The 22,629-nt window shown below is 64.6% G+C and carries 21 protein-coding genes; 8 read left to right on the top strand and 13 right to left on the bottom strand.

The window, feature by feature from the left end; all coding sequences use genetic code 11:
- The 3 genes from RFM40_RS10875 to RFM40_RS10865 form a co-directional block, all read left to right on the top strand.
- The coding region (locus RFM40_RS10875) for a hypothetical protein (RefSeq protein WP_320277526.1) at nt 1-241 on the top strand (241 nt) is incomplete at its 5' end.
- 88 nt (nt 242-329) lie between these two features.
- Entirely contained in the window at nt 330-1,811 is a 1,482-nt protein-coding gene (locus RFM40_RS10870; protein ID WP_320230279.1) for an esterase-like activity of phytase family protein, read from the top strand.
- Nucleotides 1,812-1,916: 105 nt separating this feature from the next.
- Nucleotides 1,917-3,386, top strand: coding sequence for an MATE family efflux transporter (locus RFM40_RS10865; protein WP_320277525.1), 1,470 nt, complete (start codon nt 1,917-1,919; stop codon nt 3,384-3,386).
- Between the two features lie 25 nt (nt 3,387-3,411).
- Here RFM40_RS10865 and RFM40_RS10860 read toward each other — a convergent pair whose 3' ends face one another.
- A complete protein-coding gene (locus RFM40_RS10860) occupies nt 3,412-4,620 on the bottom strand; it encodes an MFS transporter (RefSeq protein ID WP_320277524.1) in 1,209 nt (402 codons plus the stop codon).
- 138 nt (nt 4,621-4,758) lie between these two features.
- Between RFM40_RS10860 and RFM40_RS10855 the strand changes: the two genes are divergently transcribed.
- A complete protein-coding gene (locus RFM40_RS10855; RefSeq protein ID WP_320230283.1) occupies nt 4,759-5,334 on the top strand; it encodes a TMEM175 family protein in 576 nt (191 codons plus the stop codon).
- A 6-nt stretch (nt 5,335-5,340) separates the two neighbouring features.
- Here RFM40_RS10855 and RFM40_RS10850 read toward each other — a convergent pair whose 3' ends face one another.
- Nucleotides 5,341-5,622 (bottom strand): hypothetical protein, encoded by a 282-nt coding sequence (locus tag RFM40_RS10850; protein ID WP_126099445.1) that lies wholly within the window; start codon nt 5,620-5,622, stop codon nt 5,341-5,343.
- A 194-nt stretch (nt 5,623-5,816) separates the two neighbouring features.
- Here RFM40_RS10850 and RFM40_RS10845 point away from each other — a divergent pair, with 194 nt between their 5' ends.
- Nucleotides 5,817-6,683, top strand: coding sequence for an SDR family NAD(P)-dependent oxidoreductase (locus RFM40_RS10845; RefSeq protein WP_320277523.1), 867 nt, complete (start codon nt 5,817-5,819; stop codon nt 6,681-6,683).
- A gap of 9 nt (nt 6,684-6,692) precedes the next feature.
- On the opposite strand, the gene RFM40_RS10840 is transcribed toward RFM40_RS10845, so the two are convergent.
- From RFM40_RS10840 to RFM40_RS10830, 3 genes are all read right to left on the bottom strand, one after another.
- Complete coding sequence (locus tag RFM40_RS10840; RefSeq protein ID WP_320277531.1) at nt 6,693-7,121, bottom strand: low affinity iron permease family protein; 429 nt, start codon at nt 7,119-7,121, stop codon at nt 6,693-6,695.
- A 279-nt stretch (nt 7,122-7,400) separates the two neighbouring features.
- Nucleotides 7,401-8,042, bottom strand: coding sequence for a DapH/DapD/GlmU-related protein (locus RFM40_RS10835; RefSeq protein ID WP_320230287.1), 642 nt, complete (start codon nt 8,040-8,042; stop codon nt 7,401-7,403).
- Nucleotides 8,043-8,127: 85 nt separating this feature from the next.
- Entirely contained in the window at nt 8,128-8,604 is a 477-nt protein-coding gene (locus RFM40_RS10830; protein WP_126099442.1) for a CreA family protein, read from the bottom strand.
- A gap of 242 nt (nt 8,605-8,846) precedes the next feature.
- On the opposite strand from RFM40_RS10830, the gene RFM40_RS10825 reads away from it, so the two are divergent.
- From RFM40_RS10825 to RFM40_RS10815, 3 genes are all read left to right on the top strand, one after another.
- Nucleotides 8,847-9,431 carry an SCO family protein gene (locus tag RFM40_RS10825; RefSeq protein ID WP_320219392.1) on the top strand — a complete coding sequence of 195 codons (585 nt, stop codon included), beginning with the start codon at nt 8,847-8,849 and terminating at the stop codon, nt 9,429-9,431.
- A gap of 79 nt (nt 9,432-9,510) precedes the next feature.
- Nucleotides 9,511-10,383 carry a 50S ribosomal protein L11 methyltransferase gene (locus tag RFM40_RS10820; RefSeq protein ID WP_320277522.1) on the top strand — a complete coding sequence of 291 codons (873 nt, stop codon included), beginning with the start codon at nt 9,511-9,513 and terminating at the stop codon, nt 10,381-10,383.
- 95 nt (nt 10,384-10,478) lie between these two features.
- On the top strand, nt 10,479-12,323 hold the full coding sequence (locus RFM40_RS10815) for an aminopeptidase P family protein (protein ID WP_320277521.1): 1,845 nt from the start codon (nt 10,479-10,481) through the stop codon (nt 12,321-12,323).
- Between the two features lie 210 nt (nt 12,324-12,533).
- On the opposite strand, the gene RFM40_RS10810 is transcribed toward RFM40_RS10815, so the two are convergent.
- The 8 genes from RFM40_RS10810 to ftsZ all read right to left on the bottom strand — a co-directional run bounded on the left by RFM40_RS10810 (nt 12,534) and on the right by ftsZ (nt 22,589).
- Nucleotides 12,534-12,830 (bottom strand): AzlD family protein, encoded by a 297-nt coding sequence (locus RFM40_RS10810; RefSeq protein ID WP_320225462.1) that lies wholly within the window; start codon nt 12,828-12,830, stop codon nt 12,534-12,536.
- The gene (locus RFM40_RS10805; protein ID WP_320225461.1) at nt 12,827-13,555 is read right to left on the bottom strand and encodes an AzlC family ABC transporter permease; all 729 of its coding nucleotides are present in this window, start codon (nt 13,553-13,555) and stop codon (nt 12,827-12,829) included. The genes RFM40_RS10810 and RFM40_RS10805 overlap by 4 nt, the downstream gene beginning before the upstream one ends.
- A gap of 204 nt (nt 13,556-13,759) precedes the next feature.
- Entirely contained in the window at nt 13,760-14,446 is a 687-nt protein-coding gene (locus RFM40_RS10800) for a DUF2461 domain-containing protein (protein ID WP_320277520.1), read from the bottom strand.
- Nucleotides 14,446-16,653 (bottom strand): NAD-dependent DNA ligase LigA, encoded by a 2,208-nt coding sequence (ligA, locus tag RFM40_RS10795; protein ID WP_320272185.1) that lies wholly within the window; start codon nt 16,651-16,653, stop codon nt 14,446-14,448. The genes RFM40_RS10800 and ligA overlap by 1 nt, the downstream gene beginning before the upstream one ends.
- A 138-nt stretch (nt 16,654-16,791) precedes the next feature.
- On the bottom strand, nt 16,792-18,465 hold the full coding sequence (gene recN / locus RFM40_RS10790) for a DNA repair protein RecN (protein WP_320225458.1): 1,674 nt from the start codon (nt 18,463-18,465) through the stop codon (nt 16,792-16,794).
- Between the two features lie 8 nt (nt 18,466-18,473).
- Nucleotides 18,474-19,343 carry an outer membrane protein assembly factor BamD gene (locus RFM40_RS10785; protein WP_320225457.1) on the bottom strand — a complete coding sequence of 290 codons (870 nt, stop codon included), beginning with the start codon at nt 19,341-19,343 and terminating at the stop codon, nt 18,474-18,476.
- Nucleotides 19,344-19,558: 215 nt separating this feature from the next.
- The gene (gene lpxC / locus RFM40_RS10780) at nt 19,559-20,506 is read right to left on the bottom strand and encodes a UDP-3-O-acyl-N-acetylglucosamine deacetylase (protein ID WP_320225456.1); all 948 of its coding nucleotides are present in this window, start codon (nt 20,504-20,506) and stop codon (nt 19,559-19,561) included.
- Nucleotides 20,507-20,933: 427 nt separating this feature from the next.
- Nucleotides 20,934-22,589 carry a cell division protein FtsZ gene (gene ftsZ / locus RFM40_RS10775; protein WP_320272186.1) on the bottom strand — a complete coding sequence of 552 codons (1,656 nt, stop codon included), beginning with the start codon at nt 22,587-22,589 and terminating at the stop codon, nt 20,934-20,936.
- Nucleotides 22,590-22,629: the final 40 nt, after the last annotated feature.

Genomic DNA, 22,629 nt, shown 5'->3' with positions numbered 1-22,629 from the left:
CAAAACGCGCAAAACTGTTCGCGATGTCCTCGCACACCTGTTCGCGATGTCCCCGGTCCAAACACCCCTTGTGGGAGAAGGTGGATCGGCGCGCAGCGCCGAGACGGATGAGGGGTGTTGGACGGAGTGCGGCGGTGCCAAGCTGGAACACCCCTCATCCGTCGCCTTCGGCGACACCTTCTCCCACAAGGGGAGAAGGAGAGGCGGCGCCTGTCACGCAACCATCACGTTCACGTCCTAGACCGCTCAACGGAAACGGGCTCGCCGCATCGTCGATGCCGAACTCTTTCAGGCTTTGGCCGATCTGCTCGTCAACAAGGGGACATCTCATGAAGCATCTCAACCGAACCGTCGCGCTCGGCGCGGCACTTGCCCTGTTCACCGCCCTGACTCCGGCGCTCGCCGACGGCGTCGCCTATGTCAACAAGGGGCTTGTCGGCATCGGCCGCATTCCGGCCAGTCAGAAGGACAAGTTCGGCGAGACCTTCGGTTCCGGTTCCGGCATGTCGATCGACACCAAGGGCTGGGCGCGTGACGGCGCCGGCTACAAGGGCTCGCTCTGGCTGCTCCCTGATCGCGGCTACAATGTCGTCGGCACCACCGACTATCGTCCGCGCCTCAACACCATCTCGATCGAGATGACCCCGACCGCTCCGGGCGCCGCGCCCGCCGCCGGACAGGAACAGACGGGCGTCAAGGCGACGCTCGCCGACACCATGCTTTTGACCGACGACAAGGGCGCCGACGCCACCGGCCTCGACCCGCTCAACGGCGTGCGTGAGGCCGCCGGCGACATGCCTATGCTGCCGCAGGCCGACAACGGCAAGCTGGCGCTGGACGACGAGGCGATCGTGCGCCTGCCCGACGGCACCATGTTCATCTCCGACGAATATGGCCCGAACATCTACCGCTTCTCGGCCGACGGCCATCTGATGTCGGCGACACGGCCGACGGCGGCCCTGGTGCCGATGCGCCATGGCAAGCCGAACTTCGCTTCCAACAATCCCGGATCCGGTGCCGCCGAGCCCGATCCAAAGGATCCTGAGACCGGCCGCCAGAACAACCAGGGCCTCGAAGGCATGTCGATGACGCCGGACGGCAAGTTCCTGATCGCCGTGCTGCAGTCGGCGCCGCGCCAGGATGGCGGCGATTCCGGCTCGACGCGCCAGAACACCCGCGCCCTCGTCTATGACGCATCCGACCTCGCCCACCTGAAGCTGGCGCACGAATATGTCGTGCCGCTGCCGGTGTTCAAGGACGCCAAGGGCAAGACCAAGGTGGCCGCGCAGAGCGAGATCGTGGCGCTATCCGACAAGAGCTTCCTGATGCTGGCGCGCGACGGCGGCAACGGCCAGGGCCTGAAAGACGCCGAGTCGCTCTATCGCAAGATCGAGATCGTCGATCTCTCCGCCGCGACCGATATCGCCAACGGCCCGTTCGACGCCGCCGACAAGCCGGTCGCGCCGAAGGGCGTGCTCGACCCTTCGGTGACGCCGGCCAAGCTCACCGCGTTCATCGACATCAACGACAAGGGCGAGCTCGGCCGCTTCGGCCTGCACAATGGCGCGCCGAACGATAGGAACAACCTCTCGGAGAAGTGGGAAGCGATGTCGCTGGCGAGCGTGCTCGATCCAAAACTGCCCGACGACTATTTCCTGTTCGTCGCCAACGACAACGATTTTCTCACTCAGGACGGCTTCCAGGTCGGCGCGCCCTACAAGGCCGAGGACGGCGCCGATGTCGACACCACCTTCCTCGTCTATCAGGTCACCTTGCCCGGCCTCTCTGGAACCACTGTCGCCGGCCAGTAAGCAGTGACGGGCGGCTGCCCGTCACCCAAGTCCGATCCTGAAAGGATGCATCACCATCAGGCCTGCGATAGCATCGCGGGCCTGATTCCATTTTCGGTGCCCGCCATGGATGACGACAAGCCCGCTCGCCGGCGGACCGGCGACCTGACCAGCGGCCCCATTCCCCGCACGCTACTTTTGTTTGCCCTGCCGGTGCTCGGTTCCAATGTGTTGCAGTCGCTCAACGGCTCGATCAACGCCGTCTGGGTGGGCCGCTTCCTTGGCGAGGCGGCGCTGACGGCGACCTCCAACGCCAATCTGGTGCTGTTCCTGATCCTCGGCACGGTGTTCGGCATCGGCATGGCGGCGACCATCCTGGTCGCGCAGTCCGTCGGCGCCCGCGACCTGCCCGAGGCGCGGCGCATCGTCGGCACCAGCGCCACTTTCTTCTTCCTGGTTTCTGTGGTGTTTGCTGTCTGCGGCTGGATCTGGGTCGACGCCATCCTCACCGGGCTCGGCACGCCGGAGGACGCCTTGCCGCTGGCGCGCGCCTATCTGCGCATCATCTTCGTCGCCGTGCCGATGATGAACCTGTTGTCCTTCGTCATGACGGTGCTGCGCGGCGCCGGCGACTCGCGCACGCCGTTCTTTTTCATGGCGTTGGCGGTCGTGCTCGATGTCGTGTTGAACCCGCTCTTGATCCGCGGCATCGGCCCCTTCCCCGAGCTCGGCATCGCCGGTTCGGCCACCTCGACGCTTGTAGGCCAGACGGTGAGCGTGATCGCCATCCTGATGGTGCTCTATGCGCGCAGGCATCCGCTGCGGCTGGCGGGCAGCGATCTCTCTCTGCTCAAGCCGGACCCGGCGCTTTTGCGCGTCGTCGTTTTCAAGGGCATTCCGATGGGCCTGCAGATGATCGTCATCTCGGCCGCGGCGCTGACCGTGATGGGGATCGTCAACTCCTACGGTTCGCAGGTCGCCGCCGCCTACGGCATCGCGGCGCAGCTCTGGACCTATATCCAGATGCCGGCTTTGGCCATCGGCGCCGCCGTCTCCTCGATGGCGGCGCAGAATGTCGGCGCCGGACGCTGGGACCGCATCGGCAAGGTTGCCGCTTCGGGCGTCGGCTTCAACCTCGTGCTAACCGGCGTGCTGGTGGCGCTGCTTTTCCTCTTCGACCGCCCGGTGCTCAGCCTCTTCCTCAGCACCGACAGCGCCGCGATCGACATCGCCGCCCACATCAACAAGGTGGCATCCTGGTCCTTTATCCTGTTCGGCGTCACCATCGTGCTGTTCGCCACGGTACGCGCCACCGGCGCGGTGATGCCGCCGCTGGTCATCCTGATCATCTCGGTGCTGATCGTGCGCACCGGCTTTGCCTATTCCATGCGAAGCGTCATCGGTCAGGAAGCGCTGTGGTGGAGCTTTCCGGCGGGCTCGATCGCTTCGCTGGTGCTGGCCGCCGCCTACTATCGCTTCGGCCGCTGGCGCACCATGCATATGATCGAGGACCGGCCGGCCGGCGAGCCGCCGGACACTGGCCTCGGTATGCCGCGCCAGCGCGCGCAACTCCTGCCGGAGACGCCGACCAGTTGAAGGTGAGGCCATCCGCCGCTCGCGATCACCGCGCGTAGCGCGCGCCGAACCCCAGCGCCACCAGCGAGAAGATCGTGATCATGCCGGCGAAGGCGAGGCTTGCGACGGTCGCATTCGTCCAGCTCGACAGCACGCCGATGCCGATGACCGGCAGCGCGTTGCCGCAGAAGCAGCAGACGAAGAAGGCCGAGACCACTTCGGCGCGGCGCTTCGCGGGCGCGATCTGGTTCACCACCTGCAGGCCGCCGCGATAGCCGAGCGCCGCCGCCACGCCGCAGAGCGCGGTGGCAATGATCATGATCGCCATCGAAGCAAAGACCTGCGCCGCGACAACTATCGCCACCGTCGGGATCATCAGGACAAGCGCCGCCAGCATGACGGTGCGGCTGGCCAGACGCGCCGTTGCCAGGATCGTCGCGGCGGTCACCACCGACAATTCGAAGAACAGCGCGCCGGCTTCGGCGTGATTGGTGACATGAAGCTGCTGCGCCAGAACGCTCGGCGCCAGCGCCGCATAGAAGCCGACGAGAGCCATTGCGCCGAATCCGGTGACCGCGGGCGCCACGAACCGCGCGCGGATGCTGTCGGGAACCGAAAGCCGCGGCCGCATCGGAACGTCGGAGAGCCGTCCCGGCTCGGACACCGTCTCGCGTGTACGCCAGATCAGCAGCGTGACCAGCGCCAGCAGGGCGAGATAGACGGCGAATGTCAGCCTGAGCGGCCATGGCGCGTACTCAGCGAGCAACCCCGATATCAGGGCGCCAAGACCCAGGCCGAGAAAATTGGTGCTGGTGGCAACGATGGCGGCGCGCGACTTGTCCTCGCCTTCGATCAGCTCGGCAAGCCAGGCGGTGCCGGTTCCCGCGCCGATGCCGATGCCAAGTCCGCTCAAGATGCGGGCGATATGGAGCCACGCCAGGTTTTCGGCGAACAGGAAAGACAACGCGCTGACCACGGCGACGGCCATCGCTGCCATTGCCGCCGGACGGCGGCCGATGACATCCGACAATCGGCCGAAGAACAGCAGCGCCGCCAGATTGCCGACCACATAGACGGCGTAGACCAGCGTCAGCGTCACCTGCGAGAAGCCGAAGGCTTGCTTGTAGATCACGTAGAGCGGCGTCAAAGCCGTGCTGCCGGCAAAGAGCGCCGCAATCATGGCGGCAACCGCTGCCATGGCGACGCCGCCGCCGAGTTCATTGTCGCGCGTCAGGGTCCGAGCGTAGCTGGTCATGAAGACCTCCGCTGGTTGTAAGCCCAACGGCTATGTAGTGACGCTGTTCCGGTTGCCGAACGCGCTCCTGACAGTTCTGGCTGTATGGTCTTGCGCGAAATCCTACCGTAACGTCCGTCGACCGACGAGTGAGGAATCATGGGCAAGGGACGGGTCGAAGCATTCACCGATGGCGTCGTCGCCATCATCATCACCATCATGGTGCTGGAGCTGAAAGTGCCGCACGGCGAGGACTTTTCAGCGCTGGCGCCCTTGTGGCCGATCTTCTTCAGCTACGTGCTGTCCTTCATCAACGTCGGTATCTACTGGAACAACCTGCACAACATGTTCCACACCGTTCAGCGGGTCGATGGCCGCGTGCTATGGGCGAACTTGCACTTGCTGTTCTGGCTGTCGCTGATGCCGGTGACGACGGCCTTCATGGGCGAGAACCATTTCGCGCCGGTGCCCGTCGCCGTTTATGGCGTCGACCTCGCGCTCTGCGCGTTCGCCTACTACATTCTCGTCGTCGCGTTGCGCCATCTGCATGGCGTGGACACGACCTTTGCCAAGGCAGTGGGCCGTGACCGCAAAGGCAAGATCTCGCTGGCGATCTACATCGCGGGCGTGCTGCTCACCTCCGTCAACCAGTGGATCGGCGTCGCGCTCTATGTGGCTGTGGCGATGATATGGTTCGTGCCGGACAGGCGCTTCGAACGGCTCATCGAAAAGTAGCGGCGCTTACTTCCGCATCGCCTTCAGTTTCTCGGCCGCCGAGGCGGCAAGGTCGGCATAGCGTTCCTCAAGCCGCTCCGCGGCTTTGATGACGGGAAAGTCATGGCCGAACTTCTCTAGCGCCAGGCGCAGCTTTTCGGCGAAATCCGCCTGTTGTTCCAGCGCCGAAAACAGCGTCTTGACCTGCGTCTCGCTGATATCGGGGTCGGCAAGCATCTTCGGCACATCGCGGCCCATCTGCTCGCCGGTGGCGGTCTGCTCTTTCAGGATTCCGATCCAGTCGGTCAATGCGAGCTCCTTTTTCCTTACAGCATGCGCGGGGGACGCTGTCGCGGTCAACCCGTTGCCGCCCTGCGGTCAACCCGTTGCCGCTCTGCGGTCAACCCGTTGCCGCTCTGCGGTCAACCATTGCGGCGATCGAGGCTTGTCTCGGCTCCGGCCGGCGTTAAGTTCGGCTCGACCCAGAACAAGGACATCGTACCATGACCAGCGACGCCGAAATCCAGACCGCCCTGCCCGCCTTCGCCTCCGGCAATGTCGCCGTCATCACCGGCGGCGCCAGCGGCATCGGCCTTGCCGCCGCCAAGCGGTTCGCGGCCATGGGCATGAAGACGGTAATTGCCGATATCGGCGGCGTGCGCCTCGACCAGGCGCGGCAGGCGGTCGCCGCCATTGCCGGGGACGATGCCGTTCTCCCAATTCCCACCGACGTCTCCAAGGCCGACGAGGTGGACCGACTGGCGGAACTCACCCACGATGCATTCGGCGCCGTCTCAGTGCTGATGAACAATGCCGGCGTCGGCAACAACCCGGGCAAGCCCTGGGAAAACCGTGACGCCTGGAAGCGGCTGCTGGACATCAACTTCTGGGGCGTCGTGCATGGCGTCGAAGCCTTCGCGCCGCGCATGCTGGCTGCCGGAAAGGCGGGCCTGATCATCAATACCGGCTCCAAGCAAGGCATCACCACGCCGCCCGGCAATCTCGCCTACAACGTCTCCAAGGCCGGCGTGAAGACGTTTACCGAGGGGCTGGCGCATGCGCTGCGCAACGAGCCTGGAGCAAGGGTCTCGGCGCACCTCTTGATACCAGGCTTCACTTATACCGGCCTGACCGAGGGCGCGACGGAAAAGCCGGCCGGCGCCTGGACGGGCGAGCAGGTGATCGATTTCATGCTGGCATCGCTCAAGCAGGATGACTTCTACATCCTTTGCCCGGACAACGAGATTACGCGGCCCACGGATGAAAAGCGCATGGCCTGGGCGATCGGCGACATCATTGAAAACCGCCCCGCCCTGTCGCGCTGGCATCCGGACCACAAGGATGCGTTCGCGGTTTTCATGAACAACTGAGTTTCGCACTCAGGCCGCATGCTTCTTTGATCCGTGCTTTTGCGCCGCGGCCTTCTTGACGGCCGCCTCGGCGACCTCGCGGTCATGGCGCTTTGCCGCCCGTTCGCATTTGTCGCGAATCTCCTCGACCTCGGATTCGGTCAGGTGCTCGATGCCGATGAAGGTGTTGTGGGCGCGGCTGACACGGATCAACTCGTCGAGCTTGGTCTGAATCGCGGCGCTATCGCGGTTCTGCGTGTTCTGAATGAGGAACACCATCAGGAAGGTGACGATGGTGGTACCGGTGTTGATGACCAACTGCCAGGTGTCCGAGAAGCCGAAAAATGGCCCGATCCCTGCCCAAACCAGCACGATCAGCACGCAGATGGCGAAGGTCGGCGGCATGCCGGCCAGGTGAGCCACCCGATTGGCAACCTCGGTGAAAAATTTCTCGATCATCCGTTCCTCGATGGGCCGCTCGAGCGCGGCATTTCGGGAGAAACAAGGCGCCCGCCTTTCCGGTTCCCGCCGATCGAATTTTCCGCCTGCACATGTTTGCAATCGAATACACGCGAAAGGCGTAGGGTCGCGAAAAAACACCTTATCCGCTTGTTGCCATAGTGCCGGTGCGGGCCAAAAGCCTGCTCCTTCCGCTTCACGGCGGTTTACCTCCAGCCCCTTCCGCCGCGCCACCCCCGCATGGCGGAAGGGGCACCGATTCCTAAAAATCGTGAAGGATCACGGTGCTTCGTTTTCCCACCGATCGAGGAAGGCCTCGGTCGGCATGGATTGCATGTCGGGAATGGCCTTTGCCAATCTCTCTGGCGCCCAGTCCCACCAGGCAAGGCTTTCGATGCGCGCCGCTGTGGCGGCGGCGAACCTCTGGCGCAGCGGTTTCGCCGGAACGCCGGCAACGATTGCGTAAGGCGATACGTCGTGCGTCACCACCGCATTGGCTCCGATGACAGCGCCGTTGCCGATCGTAACCCCTGGCATGACAACGGCGCCGTGGCCGATCCAGATATCGTGCCCGATGCTGACCTGCTTTGCCCGCCGCCGCTCGCGAAATTCCGCGTCGACGCCAAGCCAGCGGAAATACTCGTTCGGCCGGTAGCTGATCTTGTGCTGGGTCAACCGCTCGATCGGATGCTCGAGCGCGTTGATGCGGCTGTTGGCGGCGATCGAGCAGAACTTGCCGATCGTCGTGTAGATCGCTTCCGAATGCCGCTCGAAATAGGAGAAGTCGCCGACCGTCACGTCGCGCAGGATCACCCGCTCGCCGATCGAGGCATAGCGGCCGAGCTTGCACCCCTTCAGCTCCGCGGTCGGGTGGATGCGCGGCTCCGGGTCTTTCAGGACGAGGTGTTCAGGGCGGTCCATGGCGCGGCTTTACGCCGGGCGCGACCGCCCCGCAAGCCATCGCCCGCAGGGCGTGACCAATCCAGGTCGCAACTGTCTCCAATGCCTACTGCGGCTTGCCCTTCGTCCACACGATGTTCTGGCCATAGAGCGGCACGGTGGTGACCGACATCTTCGCCGAGCCGTTCTGCACCTGGCGCGAATGCGAGAGGTAGATCAGCGTCTCGTTCTTCTTGTCGTAGATGCGGTTCACCACCTGCTTCTTCCAGATCAGGCTGAGGCCCTGCTTGAACACCTCTTCGCCGCCCTCGCTCATGTCGATGTCGCCGATTGTGATCGGGCCGGTCTGGCGGCAGGAGATCGAGGAATCGGACGGATCCTCGAACCAATTGCCCTTGTGCAGCCGATCGATGATGCTGCGATCGAAATAGGCGACATGGCAGGTGACGCCGTCCACTTTCGGATCCTTGATCGCATCGACCATGATGTCGTTGCCGACCCAGTCGACGCCGACCTTGCCGACCTCGTCGGCAGCCGCAGCGCCGGCGCTGAGGGCAAGACATGCGGCGAACAAGCCGATCATTTTTCGCAAGGAGGCCTCCTCAAGTTCGTTTTAGCCGATGTCAGGTGGGATAAGACCATGGCATTTGCAAGCCGCTCGACGACGGTGCGGTCACCAGGCTCGGCCTCCGCTGACGGCCGGCGGGTCATGATCGTTGCGGCAACGCGACATCTTTGCGCACGCGCCGCCGAACCGTTAAGACTGTCGCCAAAACGTGGTTCGTGCCCACCCGGCACGCCACGACGATCGACGGATAGTTTCTGATGATGCGCTCAATTCTGGTCGGCATTCTCGTCCTGATGGCGGCGGGCATAGGCTGGCTCACCTTCGACTGGTACCGCGGCCACTATGGCGGCGAGCCCTATGGCGCCCCTTTCACGCTGATCGACCAGAAAAAAGCGCCGATCACCGAAGCTGCGTTCCGAGGTCATCCGAGCGTCGTCTTCTTCGGCTTCACCCATTGCCCGGAAGTGTGTCCGACCACGCTGTTCGAAATGGCCGGCTGGCTGAAGACGATGGGCGACAGCGGCAAGAACCTCAACGCCTACTTCGTCACGGTGGACCCTGAGCGCGACACGCCGGAGATCATCAATTCCTATGTCAGCAATTTTTCCGATCGCATCACCGGCATCACCGGCGATCCGGACAAGGTCCATGCCATGGCCAAGGCCTTCGGCATCTACTGGAAGAAGGTCGATACCGGCGACGGGGACTACACGATGGACCACACGGCCTCCGTGCTGCTGCTCAACGCCAAGGGCGAGTTCGCCGGCACCATCGCCTATGGCGAAAGCGCCGACGCCGCCATTGCCAAGCTGAAGCGCCTCGCGGCGGGCGGCAAAGCATGATCCCGAACCGAAGGTCTGAGTCAGCAAAAAGTGGCGTCCGGTTTTCGGAAAAGATCATGCTCAAACGAGAACCAGCCTGATGGGGCAGACCAGGCTCCATTTCAACGCGCGCAAGGCCGAGGCCGATCGCATCTTTGCGGCGCTCGATGCCGCCTTCGAGGACGAAGGCCTGCCGCTTGCCGTGCTGGAAGTCGACGAGGCCAACGACATCCACGAAGTCTCGCTCTATGCCGATGGCGATGTCGAAGCGATCGAGGCGCGGATCAACGACATCCTCGCGGGCCTCGCTTTGCCCAAGCCGGTTGAACGAGAGGTGCTTCCCGACATCGACTGGGTGGCGCGCTCACTCGAAGGGCTGAAGCCGGTCCGCGCCGGGCGTTTCTTCGTCCACGGCGCGCATGATCGCGGCAAGCGCCACAGCAGCGATCTCGCCATCGAGATCGAGGCTGGTCTCGCCTTCGGCACCGGCCATCACGGCACCACCGCAGGCTGCCTCGAAATGCTGGAACAGGTTGTGCTGCGCGAGCGACCCCGCAATGCGCTCGATCTGGGCACCGGCAGTGCCGCGCTGGCGATAGCGCTGGCGAAGCTCGCGCATATCCCTGTGCTGGCGACCGACATCGACCCGATAGCGGTCAGGGTTGCCGCCGCCAATGCCCGCCTCAACCACGTGAAGGCGCTGGTCGAGACGGTTACGGCGCCGGGGTTCCACCACCCGATCTTCGCCAGGCGCGCGCCCTTCGACCTGATCGTCGCCAACATCCTGGCGCGGCCGCTGATGCGACTGGCGCCGGAGATGGCAAAGCACACCAAGCTCGGCGGTTCGCTGGTGCTCTCCGGCATCCTCGACCGGCAGCGCGATGCGGTGATCTCGGCCTATGTCGGCCAGAGCTTCCGCCACGTCCGCACCTCGCATCGCGAGGGCTGGGTGACGATCCACCTCAAACGGTGAGCTTGGACCAATCCGCGCCGTCCCAGAGCATTCGAAAATCGATTCCGGTTTCCCGACCTATGCGCTACGGTCGCGCCGAAACAGAGGGAGCCCAAATGTTCCAGACCTTTGATTCCGCCGGCGATCCGGCCGTCGGCAAGCCGCGTGTGGCGATGCTGCGCCAATGGCTGGCGGAGAATGGCCTCGATGGTTTCATTGTTCCCCGCGCGGACGAGCATCAGGGCGAGTATGTCGCCGACCGTTCGGCGCGGTTGAAATGGCTGACCGGTTTTTCCGGCTCGGCCGGCGTCGCCATTGTCCTGCGCGACCGCGCCTTCATCTTCGTCGACGGCCGCTACACGCTGCAGGTGCGGGGCGAAGTCGATCTCACGATCTTCACGATCGAAAGCCTCATCGACAATCCTCCGCCGTCCTGGATCAAGGACAATCTCGGCAAGGGCTCAAGGCTCGGCTTCGATCCCTGGCTGCACACGATCGGCGAGATCAAGGCGCTGAAGGCATCGGCCGAGCAGTCCGGCGCGACGCTGGTGCCGCTCGACAAGAACCCGATCGACATCATCTGGAAGGACCAGCCGGAGCCGCCGCGCGCGCCGGTGGAGCTTCACCCGATCGCCTTTGCCGGCGAGCTCGCCAAGGACAAGCTGGCCCGGCTGGCGGGGGCGATCGAAAAGGACGGCGCGACCCATGCGGTGCTCACCGATCCCTCCTCCATCGCCTGGGCGTTCAACATTCGTGGCGGCGATGTGGCGCACACGCCGCTGGCGCTCGGCTTCGCCATCCTTGCCGCCGACGGCAAGCACCAGCTCTTCATGGACCAGCGCAAATTCTCGCGCCAGGTCGCCGCCTATCTCACCCAGCTTGCCGATCTGCACGATCCGAGCGAGTTCGAAGCAGCGATCGCCGAGCTTGCCAAGGGCGGCGCAAAAATCGCGCTCGATCCGGTGCTGGCGGCGGAAAAGCTCAAGATGCTGGTCGAAGGCAATGACGGCACGGTCGTTTCAGCCGCCGATCCAGCCCGCATCCCGCGCGCCACCAAGAACCAGGCCGAGGTGAACGGCAGCCGCGCCGCGCATCGTCGCGACGGCGCAGCGGTCGCCAAGCTGCTCTGCTGGCTCGACCGGCAGAAGCCGGGCGCGCTCGACGAGATCGACGTCGTGACCAGGCTCGAGGAGGTGCGCCGGCAGACCGGTGAGGAAACGCAGATGCCGCTGCGCGACGTCTCCTTCGACACCATTTCCGGCGCCGGCCCGAACGGCGCCATCATGCACTACCGCGTTTCGCGCGCCACCAGTCGCAAGCTCCAAAGCGGCGAGCTGTTCCTGCTCGATTCCGGCGGGCAATACCAGGACGGCACCACCGACATCACCCGCACCGTGCCGATCGGCCAGCCGAGCGAGGAGATGCGCGAGCGGTTCACATTGGTGCTGAAGGGCATGATCGGCATTTCGACGCTGCGTTTTCCCGCCGGAACACGCGGCTCTGAAATCGACGCCATCGCCCGTATGGCGCTGTGGAAGCATGGCTGCGACTTCGCCCATGGCACCGGCCATGGCGTCGGCTCCTACCTTGCCGTGCACGAAGGCCCGCAGCGCATCGCCCGCACCGGCACCGAGAAGCTGCTTGCCGGGATGATGCTTTCCAACGAACCGGGCTACTACAAGGAAGGCTCCTACGGCATCCGCATCGAGAACCTGATCCTGGTCACGCCAGCGGAGCAGATCGAGGGTGGCGACATCGCCATGCACGGCTTCGAGACGCTGACGCTGGCGGCGATCGACAAGCGCCTCATCCGCACCGATCTTCTGACGCGCGATGAGCTGCATTGGCTCGACCTTTATCACGCACGGGTGCTGGCCGAGATCGGTCCGATGGTGGACGGCGAGACGCTGGCCTGGCTGGAAAAAGCCACCGCGCCTTTGCCGCACGACGCCAAGATCTGATCCTTCGATAGGTCGGCGCTGCCCCTCATTGCCCTGCCGGGCGTTTCTCCCCGTATATAGTGACGGGGAGAAAGATGCTCCCGCTGGCCGTTTCGCAAACTACCAGCGTCGCGGAATGGACGCCGGCGTTGCGGCCAGCCCCCTTCTCCCCGTCACTATACTGGAGAAGGTGCCGGCAGGCGGGGCGGCGCCAGCGATTCAGGATAAAGGCTATCCGACAAACTGCCGTGCAATGATCAGCACCGCTGCGCCGGCCAAAAACATCGCCATCAAGCCGCCACGCAAGGAAACAGCGGCGGTGACGATCAGCGCCGCCCATTCGGCCGGTCCGGCGCTCAGCGCTGCCGGCGCGACCAGCGTCGTCAGCACCGCGGCCGGCACGGCGTTCAAGCCCGCCTCGACACGCGGATGGATGGTCTCGAAGCGCGAGATGACGAGATGGCCGCCAACGCGCGTGAGATAGGTGGCGATGGCGCCGGCAAGAATGATCCAGAAGGTGGTGCTCATGGCCGCTTGCCCACGCCGCTGTGATGGGGCGGCAGGATCACCGCCAGAAGCACGCCGGCAATGGCGCCGATAGAGACGTGCCACGGCGAGCCGACCGTCTTATAGGCAATGATCGAGGCAGCCGCGCTTGCCGCGACGACCGGTAGCCAGAGCGGCCGTTTGCGGAAACCGAGCACAAGGCCGAGGAAATAGATCGGCAGCAGGAAATCTATACCCAGCGCATGAGTGTCAGGGATCAGCTTGCCGAACACCGCGCCGAGCGCGCTTTCAGCCACCCAGAACACATAGACCGGCAGGCCGAGCCCCAGATACCAGACGAACCCGACCGGTTGGCCGGAGGCCGCCCTCGCCTCGGCGACGGCATATTGCGGATCGGTCAGGATGAAGTAACCCAGCGCCTGCTGCAGCACCGGCCAATGCGCGATGCGCCGGCCGATGCCAGCGGAGTAAAGCACGTGGCGGAAATTCACCGCGAAGATGGAGAGCACAATCAGCCACGGTGCGACATGCTGGCCGAACAATTCGATGCCGACCATCTGGCTGGCGCCGCCAAAGATCATGGCGCTCATCAGGAAGGCTTCGAGGACGGAAAAGCCGTTGTCGACGGCAATCGCGCCGAACAGCACCGCGAACGGCGCCGAGGCGACGACCACCGGCATCGACAGCCGCACACCGTCCCAGAAATCGGTCCTTGCGCGGCTTTCGGAGATCGCTTCCGCCGTCATTCAACTGCTCCCTTGCATGTCGCCCAGAAGTGCGCAGCGGTTCTGGGACAACGACATGCACCAAAAGAACTTTAAAGCGCGTCGCCTGAATCCGTTTCGGGAGACGCGCTTTAGGCCGCCTCATGTAGGGAGCGTCGCCTTCCTTGTCACACCAATTCGCTTGAGCCAACGATCAGCGGAACTGATCGCGTAACGGATTTCCGGTCATCCGATCTTGCCTTGGATCGCCCTGCCCCAGCCGAGCAATGGCTTGGCGCGCAAGGTGAAGTCGACAAGGTCGTCGACCAGCGCCGGCGAGTAGATCGTCGCTGGATCGATCTCGTGCCGGACCACAAAATGACGGTTGCGGACCGCCTGGGCGAGATCGGCTTCGCTGACCTCCTCGAAGCCGCGCGGCGCGCGCTTGAGGCAGTCCTCCGAATCCAGCACGAGACCGCCCTTCTTCAGCGCCGTGACCATGGCGCGGAACGCCGCCGGCTTGGTCACGATCGCCTTGCGCATCGCCTGCAGCAGTTCAGGGCCTGGCTGCCACCAGGCGACGCCGGCGAAACAGCGCTCGAGCCCGATATGCACGTAGAAGACACCTTGCTCCATCTTGGTGCCGTCCGGTGACAGGATGGCCGAGAGATGTCGGTTATAGGGCCGCTTGTCCTTTGCGAAGCGCACATCGCGATTGATGCGGAACAACGACTTCTTGCGGTCACCGCGCAGGCCGAGCCCCGCTGCCGCGAAACGCTCGCTCAGCGTCTCGACGAGATCGCAAAACGGCTCGTGAAGCTCGCTTGCGTAGAGGTCGCGGTTTTCCTGGAACCATTCGCGGCTCTGGTGGAAGTCGAGCGCCTTCAGGAACGGGATGGCCTTCTGCCCAAAACCGTTGAACGCCCCGGCCATCAGCCGCCCCTGCCGATGCGCTGCAGCCAGGTGTCCTCGTCGATCACCTCGATGCCGAGGTCGGTTGCGGTCTTGAGCTTGGAACCGGCACCGGGTCCCGCCACCACCAGATCGGTCTTCGCCGAGACCGAGCCCGCTACCTTGGCGCCGAGGCGCTCGGCCATCGCCTTGGCCTCGGATCGCGTCATCTTTTCCAGCGTGCCGGTGAACACCACCGTCTTGCCGGAGACCTCGCTGTCGGCCGATATCTCGACGACATAGGGTTTCGGATGGACTTGCGCGAGCAGCGCATCGAGCACGTCGTCGTTGCGCTCGTTGCCGAAGAAATCGCGCAGCGCGCCGATCACCGTGTCGCCGATGCCGTTGATCGACGGGAAAACGTCATGCGGATTCTCCGCCTTCGCCGTCTCCTTGCCAACCCGGATCAGTTCCTCGATGGTCGAGAACTGGCGGGCAAGCACCGCGGCCGTCGTCTCGCCGATATGGCGGATGCCGAGCGCGAAAATGAAGCGGTCCAGCTCGGGCTCGCGGCGCGCGTCGATGGCCGCAAACAACTTGTCGAGCCCTTCGTAGTTGCGCTCCTCGACACTGCGCACATTCTTGCGCGTTTTGCCCGATGCTTCCTCGCGCAGCCTCGCCTGCTCCTCGCGCCGCTCAGCCAGCGCCTTGGTGACGGCGGGCCGGCGATCCTTGAGCGTAAAGATGTCGGCCGCTGTCTTGACCAATCCGGCATTGAAGAACAGGTCGATGTTCTCGGCGCCCAACCCCTCGATATCGAGTGCGCCGCGCGACACGAAGTGGCGCAACCCTTCCACCGCCTGCGCCGGGCAGATCAGTTCGCCGGTGCAACGGCGGCGCGAATCCTCCTTGCCGGTCTTCTCGTTGATCTCGCGCGTTGCCGGCGAGCCGCAGACCGGGCAGGTGTGCGGGAACTCGTAAGGCACTGCGTTTGCCGGCCGCTTGTCGATGACGACGCTGACGATCTGCGGAATGACGTCCCCTGCCCGTTGGATGACGACCGTGTCGCCGATGCGGACATCGATGCCGTCGCGGATCGGCTGGCCGTTGCTGTCGAAGCCTTTGATGTAGTCCTCGTTGTGCAGCGTGACGTTCTCGACCACCACGCCGCCGACCGTCACCGGCGCCAGCCGTGCAACCGGCGCCAGCGTGCCGGTGCGCCCGACTTGGATGTCGATCCTCTCGACCGTCGTCATCGCCTGCTCGGCCGGGAATTTATGCGCGACAGCCCAGCGCGGTTCGCCGGTGACAAACCCCCAGCGGCGCTGCAACTCGAGCTGGTCGACCTTGTAGACGACGCCGTCGATGTCATAGCCAAGCGAGGAGCGCTGCTCTTCGATCCGGTGATACTGCGCGATGAGTTCCGCGATCGACTTCGCCCGCACCATCAGCGGGCTGACTTTAAAACCCCATTCCGCGAATTTCTGCACCGAATCATACTGTGTCGGCGCCGGATCCGCCGTCGTATAACCCCAAGCATAGGCGAAGAATTTAAGGTTGCGGCTGGCGGTGACCGCAGGATCCTTCTGGCGCAGCGAGCCGGCCGCCGTGTTGCGCGGATTGACATAGTCCTGGCCGCCGACAGCCGCCGAGCGCTGCTTCAGCGCCTCGAATTCGGCATAGGTCATGTAGACCTCGCCGCGGATCTCGATGACCTCGGGCCAGTCAGCGCCTTTCAGCTTCTTCGGTATATCGGCGATCGTCTTGAGATTGGCGGTGATGTCTTCGCCGACGGCGCCGTCGCCGCGCGTCGCACCCTGCACGAACACGCCGTTCTCATAGCGCAGCGACGCCGATAGGCCGTCGATCTTGGGCTCGGCGGTGAAGGCGATGTCGAGATCCTTGTCGCGATCGAAGAAGCGCCGGCCGCGCTCGATGAAATCGGCGACGTCCTGGTCGGTATAGGCCTTGCCGAGACTGAGCATCGGCACCGCGTGGCGCACCTTGACAAAGCCTTCCGCAGGCGGCGCGCCGACCCGTCGCGATGGCGAATCCTCGCGCACGAGATCTGGAAAGCGTTCTTCAATGGCAAGGTTGCGCCGTGCCAGCGCGTCATACTCGGCATCCGAGATCGTCGGCGCGTCCTCGGTGTGATAGCGCCGGTCGTGCTCGGCGATCTCAACCGCCAGCCGCTTCAATTCCTCCGCGGCCTCGCTTTCGCTCAGCGAATCGATTGGTTTTTCCGACATGAAGCGCGGTCCTCGAATTATGGCGGGCCACTATAAATCAGGATTCGCTGGCAGGGAGTCGGCTCGCACAAAAATCATTCCTGAACAGCGGGATGCAGCCATCTGCTGACTCATCCTCCGGGCGGGAGAGATCAGGCTCTAAGCGGCGGCCGTATTCTCGCGCAGCAGCCGCTCGGCAGCGGCGCGCGCTTCATCGGTGATGGTGGCGCCGGCCAGCATGCGCGCGATCTCTTCCTGGCGCGCGGCGCGGTCCATCTCGGCGACACCGGTGGCGACGCGGTCCTTACCGCCGGACTTCGAGATCAGGAAATGCGTGGCGGCACGCGCCGCCACTTGCGGCGCGTGGGTGACCGAAAGCACCTGCACCCGCTTCGACAGTCTCGCCAACCGCTGGCCGATGGCGTCGGCCACCGCGCCGCCGACGCCGGTGTCGATTTCGTCGAAGACCAGGGTCGGCGCCGAGCCGCGATCGGCCAGCGCCACCTTCAGCGCCAGGAGGAAGCGCGACAGCTCGCCGCCGGAGGCAACCTTCATCATCGGTCCGGGCCGTGTGCCCGGATTGGTGCGCACCCAGAATTCGACCTGGTCGATACCCTCTTCCATGCGGCCTTCGGCATCGCTCACGGTATCGACGATGAACTCGGCCCGCTCGAGCTTGAGCGCCGGCAATTCGGACATTACCGCCTTGGTCAGCCCGGCCGCCGCGGCGTGGCGGAGCGAAGAGAGCTGCGCCGCCGAAATGTCGTAAGCCTCCCGCGCCGCGGCGGCCTGCTTCTCCAGCCCGTGCAGCCGCTCCTCGCCGGCATCGAGGTCGGCGAGGTCGGCCGCCATCGTGTCGCGCAGCTGCGCCAGATCGTCGACGGCGACATTGTGCTTGCGTGAGGCCGCGCGCAGCGAGAACAGCCGTTCCTCCGCCTTTTCCAGGCGCTGCGGATCGTACTCGGTGGCGCGAAGCGCCGTCTCGACGCCGGACTGCGCCGCATCGAGCGAGATCATCGCCTCGTCCAGTGATTTCACGACGTCGTCGAGCAGGCCCGGAACTTCCCCTGATTTGCGCTGCAGCCGCCGCAGCAGGCTGGCGAGCTGCGGCAGGGGCGAAGACGGTCCCGACAGCACATCCTGCGCATCGTGGATTTCGGACGCGATCTTTTCGGCACGCATCATCTGGGCGCGCAGTTCGGCCAGTCCGGTCTCCTCGCCAGGTTGCGGATCGAGCTTTGCCAGCTCGGCGACGGAGGCGCGCAGATAGTCGGCCTCGCGCGCTGCCGCCTCGACCTTGGCGCGGTGCCTGGAAAGTTCCTGCTCACAGTTCCGCCAATAGCGCCAGGCCTCGCCCGTGCCGCGCACGGCGCCCAAATGGCCGCCGAAACTGTCCAGCAATTCGCGGTGCGCGCCGGGATCGACCAGAGCCCGCTCGTCATGCTGGCCGTGAATCTCCACCAGCGCGCGGCCGACGTCGCGCATCAGGGTCACGCTGGACGGCTGGTCGTTGACGAAGACGCGGGTGCGGCCGTCGGCCGTTTGCACCCGGCGCAGGATGATGTCGCCGTCGTCCTCGATGTCGTTGTCGGCGAGCAGCGCGCGTGCCGGATGGTTGCGCGGCACGTCGAACACGGCGATGACCTGGCCCTGCGCCGCGCCATGGCGGACGAGCGAGGCGTCGCCGCGCGCGCCGAGCGCCAGCGACAACGCATCGAGCAGGATGGATTTGCCGGCGCCGGTCTCGCCGGTCAGCACCGAAAGTCCAGGCAGGAAGTCGATGTCCAGCTTCTCGATCAGGACGATATCGCGGATCGACAGTCTGGACAGCATCAGAGGTGTCAGGCGCCGGTGATCAGCTTCCCGGCCTTGGATATCCACGACCCGGCATTCTCACGCGGCTGAAGCCCGTTGCTCTGCAGGAGCTTGTAGGAATCCTTGTACCACTGGCTGTCCGGATAGTTGGTGCCGAGCACCGCCGCGGCCGTCTGCGCTTCCGAGGTCAGACCCATCGCATAGTAGCTCTCGGTCAGGCGCGCCAGCGCCTCCTCGACATGGCGGGTATTGGAATAGTTCTCGACCACCGTGCGGAAGCGCTTGACGGCGGCGATATACTCGCGGCGTTCGAGATAATAACGACCGATCTGCATCTCCTTGCCGGCGAGCTGGTCGGTGGCGAAGCGGATCTTGTCCTTGGCGTCGTCGACGTATTCGGAAGTCGGCCAGCGCGTCACCAGGTCCTGCATGGTCTGGACGGTCTGGCGCGCTTCTTTCTGGTCCTGGGTGACGTCCTTGATCTGCCGGTAGTAGCTCAAGCCGATGATGTACTGGGCGTAAGCTGCATCGTCGGTCGACGGATAGAGCGTCAGGTAGCGCTTGGCCGAGCCGATTGCCTCGTCATACTTGCCAGCGCGATAGTCGGCGAAGGCGCCCATCACCATCGATTTGCGGGCGAATTCCGAATAGGGATGCTGGCGATCGACGGCATCGAACTTCTTGCTCGCCTCATCGAGGCGGCCGGCATTCATATTGGCCAGGCCCTGGTTGTAAAGAACGTCGGCCGGCTCGGTCTGGTCGACATAGGTCGCCAGGTTGACATCCTTCTCGGACGACATGCAGGCCGACAGCACGAGCGCGGGAGCAACCACCGACAGCGCCAGCAGGGCGGCCCGACGCGGCGCTACCGATTGACCAACTCGCGAAAAAAACATGTTTGGATTCCGCCCTTTCGGCGTCGTTTCGGTGGCGTCGTTTCGGTCCGGGCCGCAGCCATAAACCATTATCCCCTTGCCCGGCAACGCTATGTCCGGCCAATCGCACATTTTTGTGGCGGTTTGGCGCCGCGCTCACACCTGCAAAATTTCAGGGACTCGTGATGCATTTGTGCAACACAAGCTTCGTTACAAAGCCAGAAAATCGTTAAGAATCAGATCACCCAGGGCGCGTAGACCGGCCCGCTGACGGCGATCATTTCGGCAACCCGGCCGCGCTCGCGGCGCCGCGTCTCGACGATCTCGAACGCCGTGCGGTCGGACAGCAGGCGGCGGAGCGCCGCCGCATTCATCCGGTGACCGCCGCGATAGGAGCGGAAGCAGCCGATGAAGCGCGCGCCGGCCAGCGCCAGATCGCCCATGGCGTCGAGCGTCTTGTGGCGGGCGAATTCGTTGGGATAGCGCAGCCCGCCGACATTGATGACGCGGTTGTCGTCGCCGATGACCAGCGAGTTCTCCAGCGACGAACCAAGCGCGTAGCCGGCAGCCCACAGCCGCTCGACGTCCTTCATGAAGCCGAAGGTACGGGCCCGCGCGATGTCGCGGCGGAAGATGTCGGGGTTGATGTCGGACGCAAAGAGCTGGCGGCCGATGGCCGGGCTCTCGAAATCGATTTCGACCTCGAACCGCGTGCCGTCATAGGGGCGGAACTCCGCCCAGGAGGCGCCGGCTTCGATGCGGACCGGCTTGACCACGCGAATATAGCGGCGCTTGACCGCAAGCGTCTCGATGCCGGCCTGGTCGAAGGCCTCGACGAAGGCAACCGCGCTGCCGTCGAGAATGGGAACTTCCGAGCCGTCGATCTCGATGATGAGATTGTCGATACCAAGTCCGAACACCGTCGCCATCAGATGCTCGACGGTTCCGATGTGCTCGCCGGCCGGGTCGCCTAGCATGGTGCAAAGATCGGTGGCGCCGACCTCGGAGACCAGCGCGCGGAACTCGCGGTCCTCGCCGCCATTCGAAAGGTGGAACACGATGCCGGTGTCGGCGTCGGCCGGCAGGAAATGAACGGTGACGGGCCTGCCGCTGTGCACGCCCGTGCCGGTCAACGTCGCGCGCGCTTTAACTGTCGTCTGATAGTCGTGCAAGACAAACCCCATAAGCCCTAACTGCCTGCGTCCGCCTTGTCAGCCTCTTGAGCATTTTCAGCCAGATGGGTCACCTGGCGTCCGCGAAAATGCGGCAAATGAACAAGGCATGCGGCTCTGAAATGATCGGCAGGCAGGGCTAACTCCCCGAATCCCGGCAAACCGACTTTAGTCCGAGCGGAAGATAATGGCCCGTCCGGGAGACTCCAAATCACGGTTTCTATCCCTGTGTAACCGCGATCTTGAACGAAGGCGTGCGCGTAACACACTGTTTTACAATCACTTTTAACACCAACAGGCAGACGATCTCCCGCCTGCCTGTTAACAACCGTTATATATCGTTAGCGCATGTCGCCCAAAGAGCGCAGCGGTTTTGGGAGAACGACATGCACCAAATCAAGGCTTAAAGCGCGCCGCTTGTCGCGGCGCGCTTTAACGATCAGTTGGCCTGGCGGCGCAGGAATGCCGGAATCTCCAGCTGGTCGTCTTCCTGGACCGTGCGGCTCTGCGGCGTGAGGCGGCCCTGGTCGTCGAGCTGGCCGCGGCGCGGCGCGTAGAGCTGCGGGTCCTGGCTGGCGAGGCGGCGCATTTCCGGTGCCGCCTGGCGCAGTTTCGGTTCGCGCGGCTGCGCCGGCTGGAGCCGCGCCGGCTCTTCCTCGCGGCGGGTCAGGCCGTTCGTCAGCCGCTTGATCAGCCCCATCGGACCGCTGTTCTCATGGTCCGCGGGACGGCTCTTGGCTTCCACTTCTGCCCTCACGACCGGCGGAAAGTCCTCCACGCGCGGCATGCGCTGCGGCGCGGCGGCCATCGGCTGCGGCATCTCGCGCTGCGGCGCGGGCTGCGCAACCTGATGCTGCACCGCCGGCTGGGGCTGCGGCTGCGCCGGCGGCGCCTGGAAGATCTTGCTCTGCGGGCGGAAGTCGTCGACCGGCGCCGGGCGCGGCTGCGCCATCGCGGCGGCGTTGGCCTCGGCAAGCTGGATCGCCTCGGCGACCGGATCGACGGCGCGGGGTTCGTAAGCCTGCTGCTGGACCGGTGCGGGACGGTTTTCCTGAACAGGCGCCGCGGGGCGGCTGACCGGCTTCTGCGGCGCGCGGATCGAGATCGGCGCCGCGGCGATTTCGGCCGCCGACTTGTCGATGCCGGTGGCGACCACCGAAACGCGGATAACGCCTTCCAGCTCCTCGTCGAAGGTGGCGCCGAGGATGATGTTGGCGTCCTGGTCGACCTCCTCGCGGATGCGGGTCGCGGCCTCGTCGACCTCGAACAGGGTGAGGTCGCGGCCGCCGGTGATCGAGATCAGCAGACCCTTGGCGCCCTTCATCGAGGTCTCGTCGAGCAGCGGGTTGGCGATGGCGGCTTCCGCCGCGGCCATTGCGCGGCCCTCGCCAGAAGCTTCGCCGGTGCCCATCATCGCCTTGCCCATTTCGCGCATCACCGAGCGGACGTCGGCGAAGTCGAGATTGATCAGGCCTTCCTTGACCATCAGGTCGGTGATGCAGGCGACGCCCGAATAGAGCACCTGGTCGGCCATGGCGAAGGCGTCCGCGAAGGTGGTCTTGTCATTGGCCAGCCGGAACAGGTTCTGGTTGGGGATGACGATCAGGGTGTCGACACATTTCTGCAGTTCCTCGATGCCCATGTCGGCCGTCTTCATGCGACGCTGGCCTTCGAAATGGAACGGCTTGGTGACGACGCCGACGGTGAGGATGCCCTTCTCGCGCGCCGCGCGGGCAACGACCGGAGCAGCGCCCGTGCCGGTGCCGCCGCCCATGCCGGCGGTGACGAAGCACATATGCGTGTTGGAGAGATGATCGATGATCTCGTCGATGCATTCTTCCGCCGCCGCGCGGCCGACTTCCGGCTGCGAGCCGGCGCCAAGACCCTCGGTGACATGCGCGCCGAGCTGGATCAGGCGCTCGGACTTCGACATGGTCAGCGCCTGCGCGTCGGTGTTGGCCACCACGAACTCGACGCCGCGCAGGCCGGCTGTGATCATGTTGTTGACCGCGTTGCCGCCGCCGCCGCCGACACCGAAAACGGTGATGCGTGGCTTCAGCTCGGTGATGTCCGGCTTTTGCAGATTAATGGTCATTGTCTCCGTCCTTTTGCCTTTCCCGCCGCCTCGCCGCTGC

The sequence above is a fragment of the Mesorhizobium captivum genome, assembly GCF_033977165.1.
GTDB classification, from domain to species: Bacteria; Pseudomonadota; Alphaproteobacteria; order Rhizobiales; family Rhizobiaceae; genus Mesorhizobium; species Mesorhizobium captivum.
The sequence above is the reverse complement of the archived record's forward strand: the minus strand, read 5'-3'. Positions and strand labels throughout refer to the sequence as shown.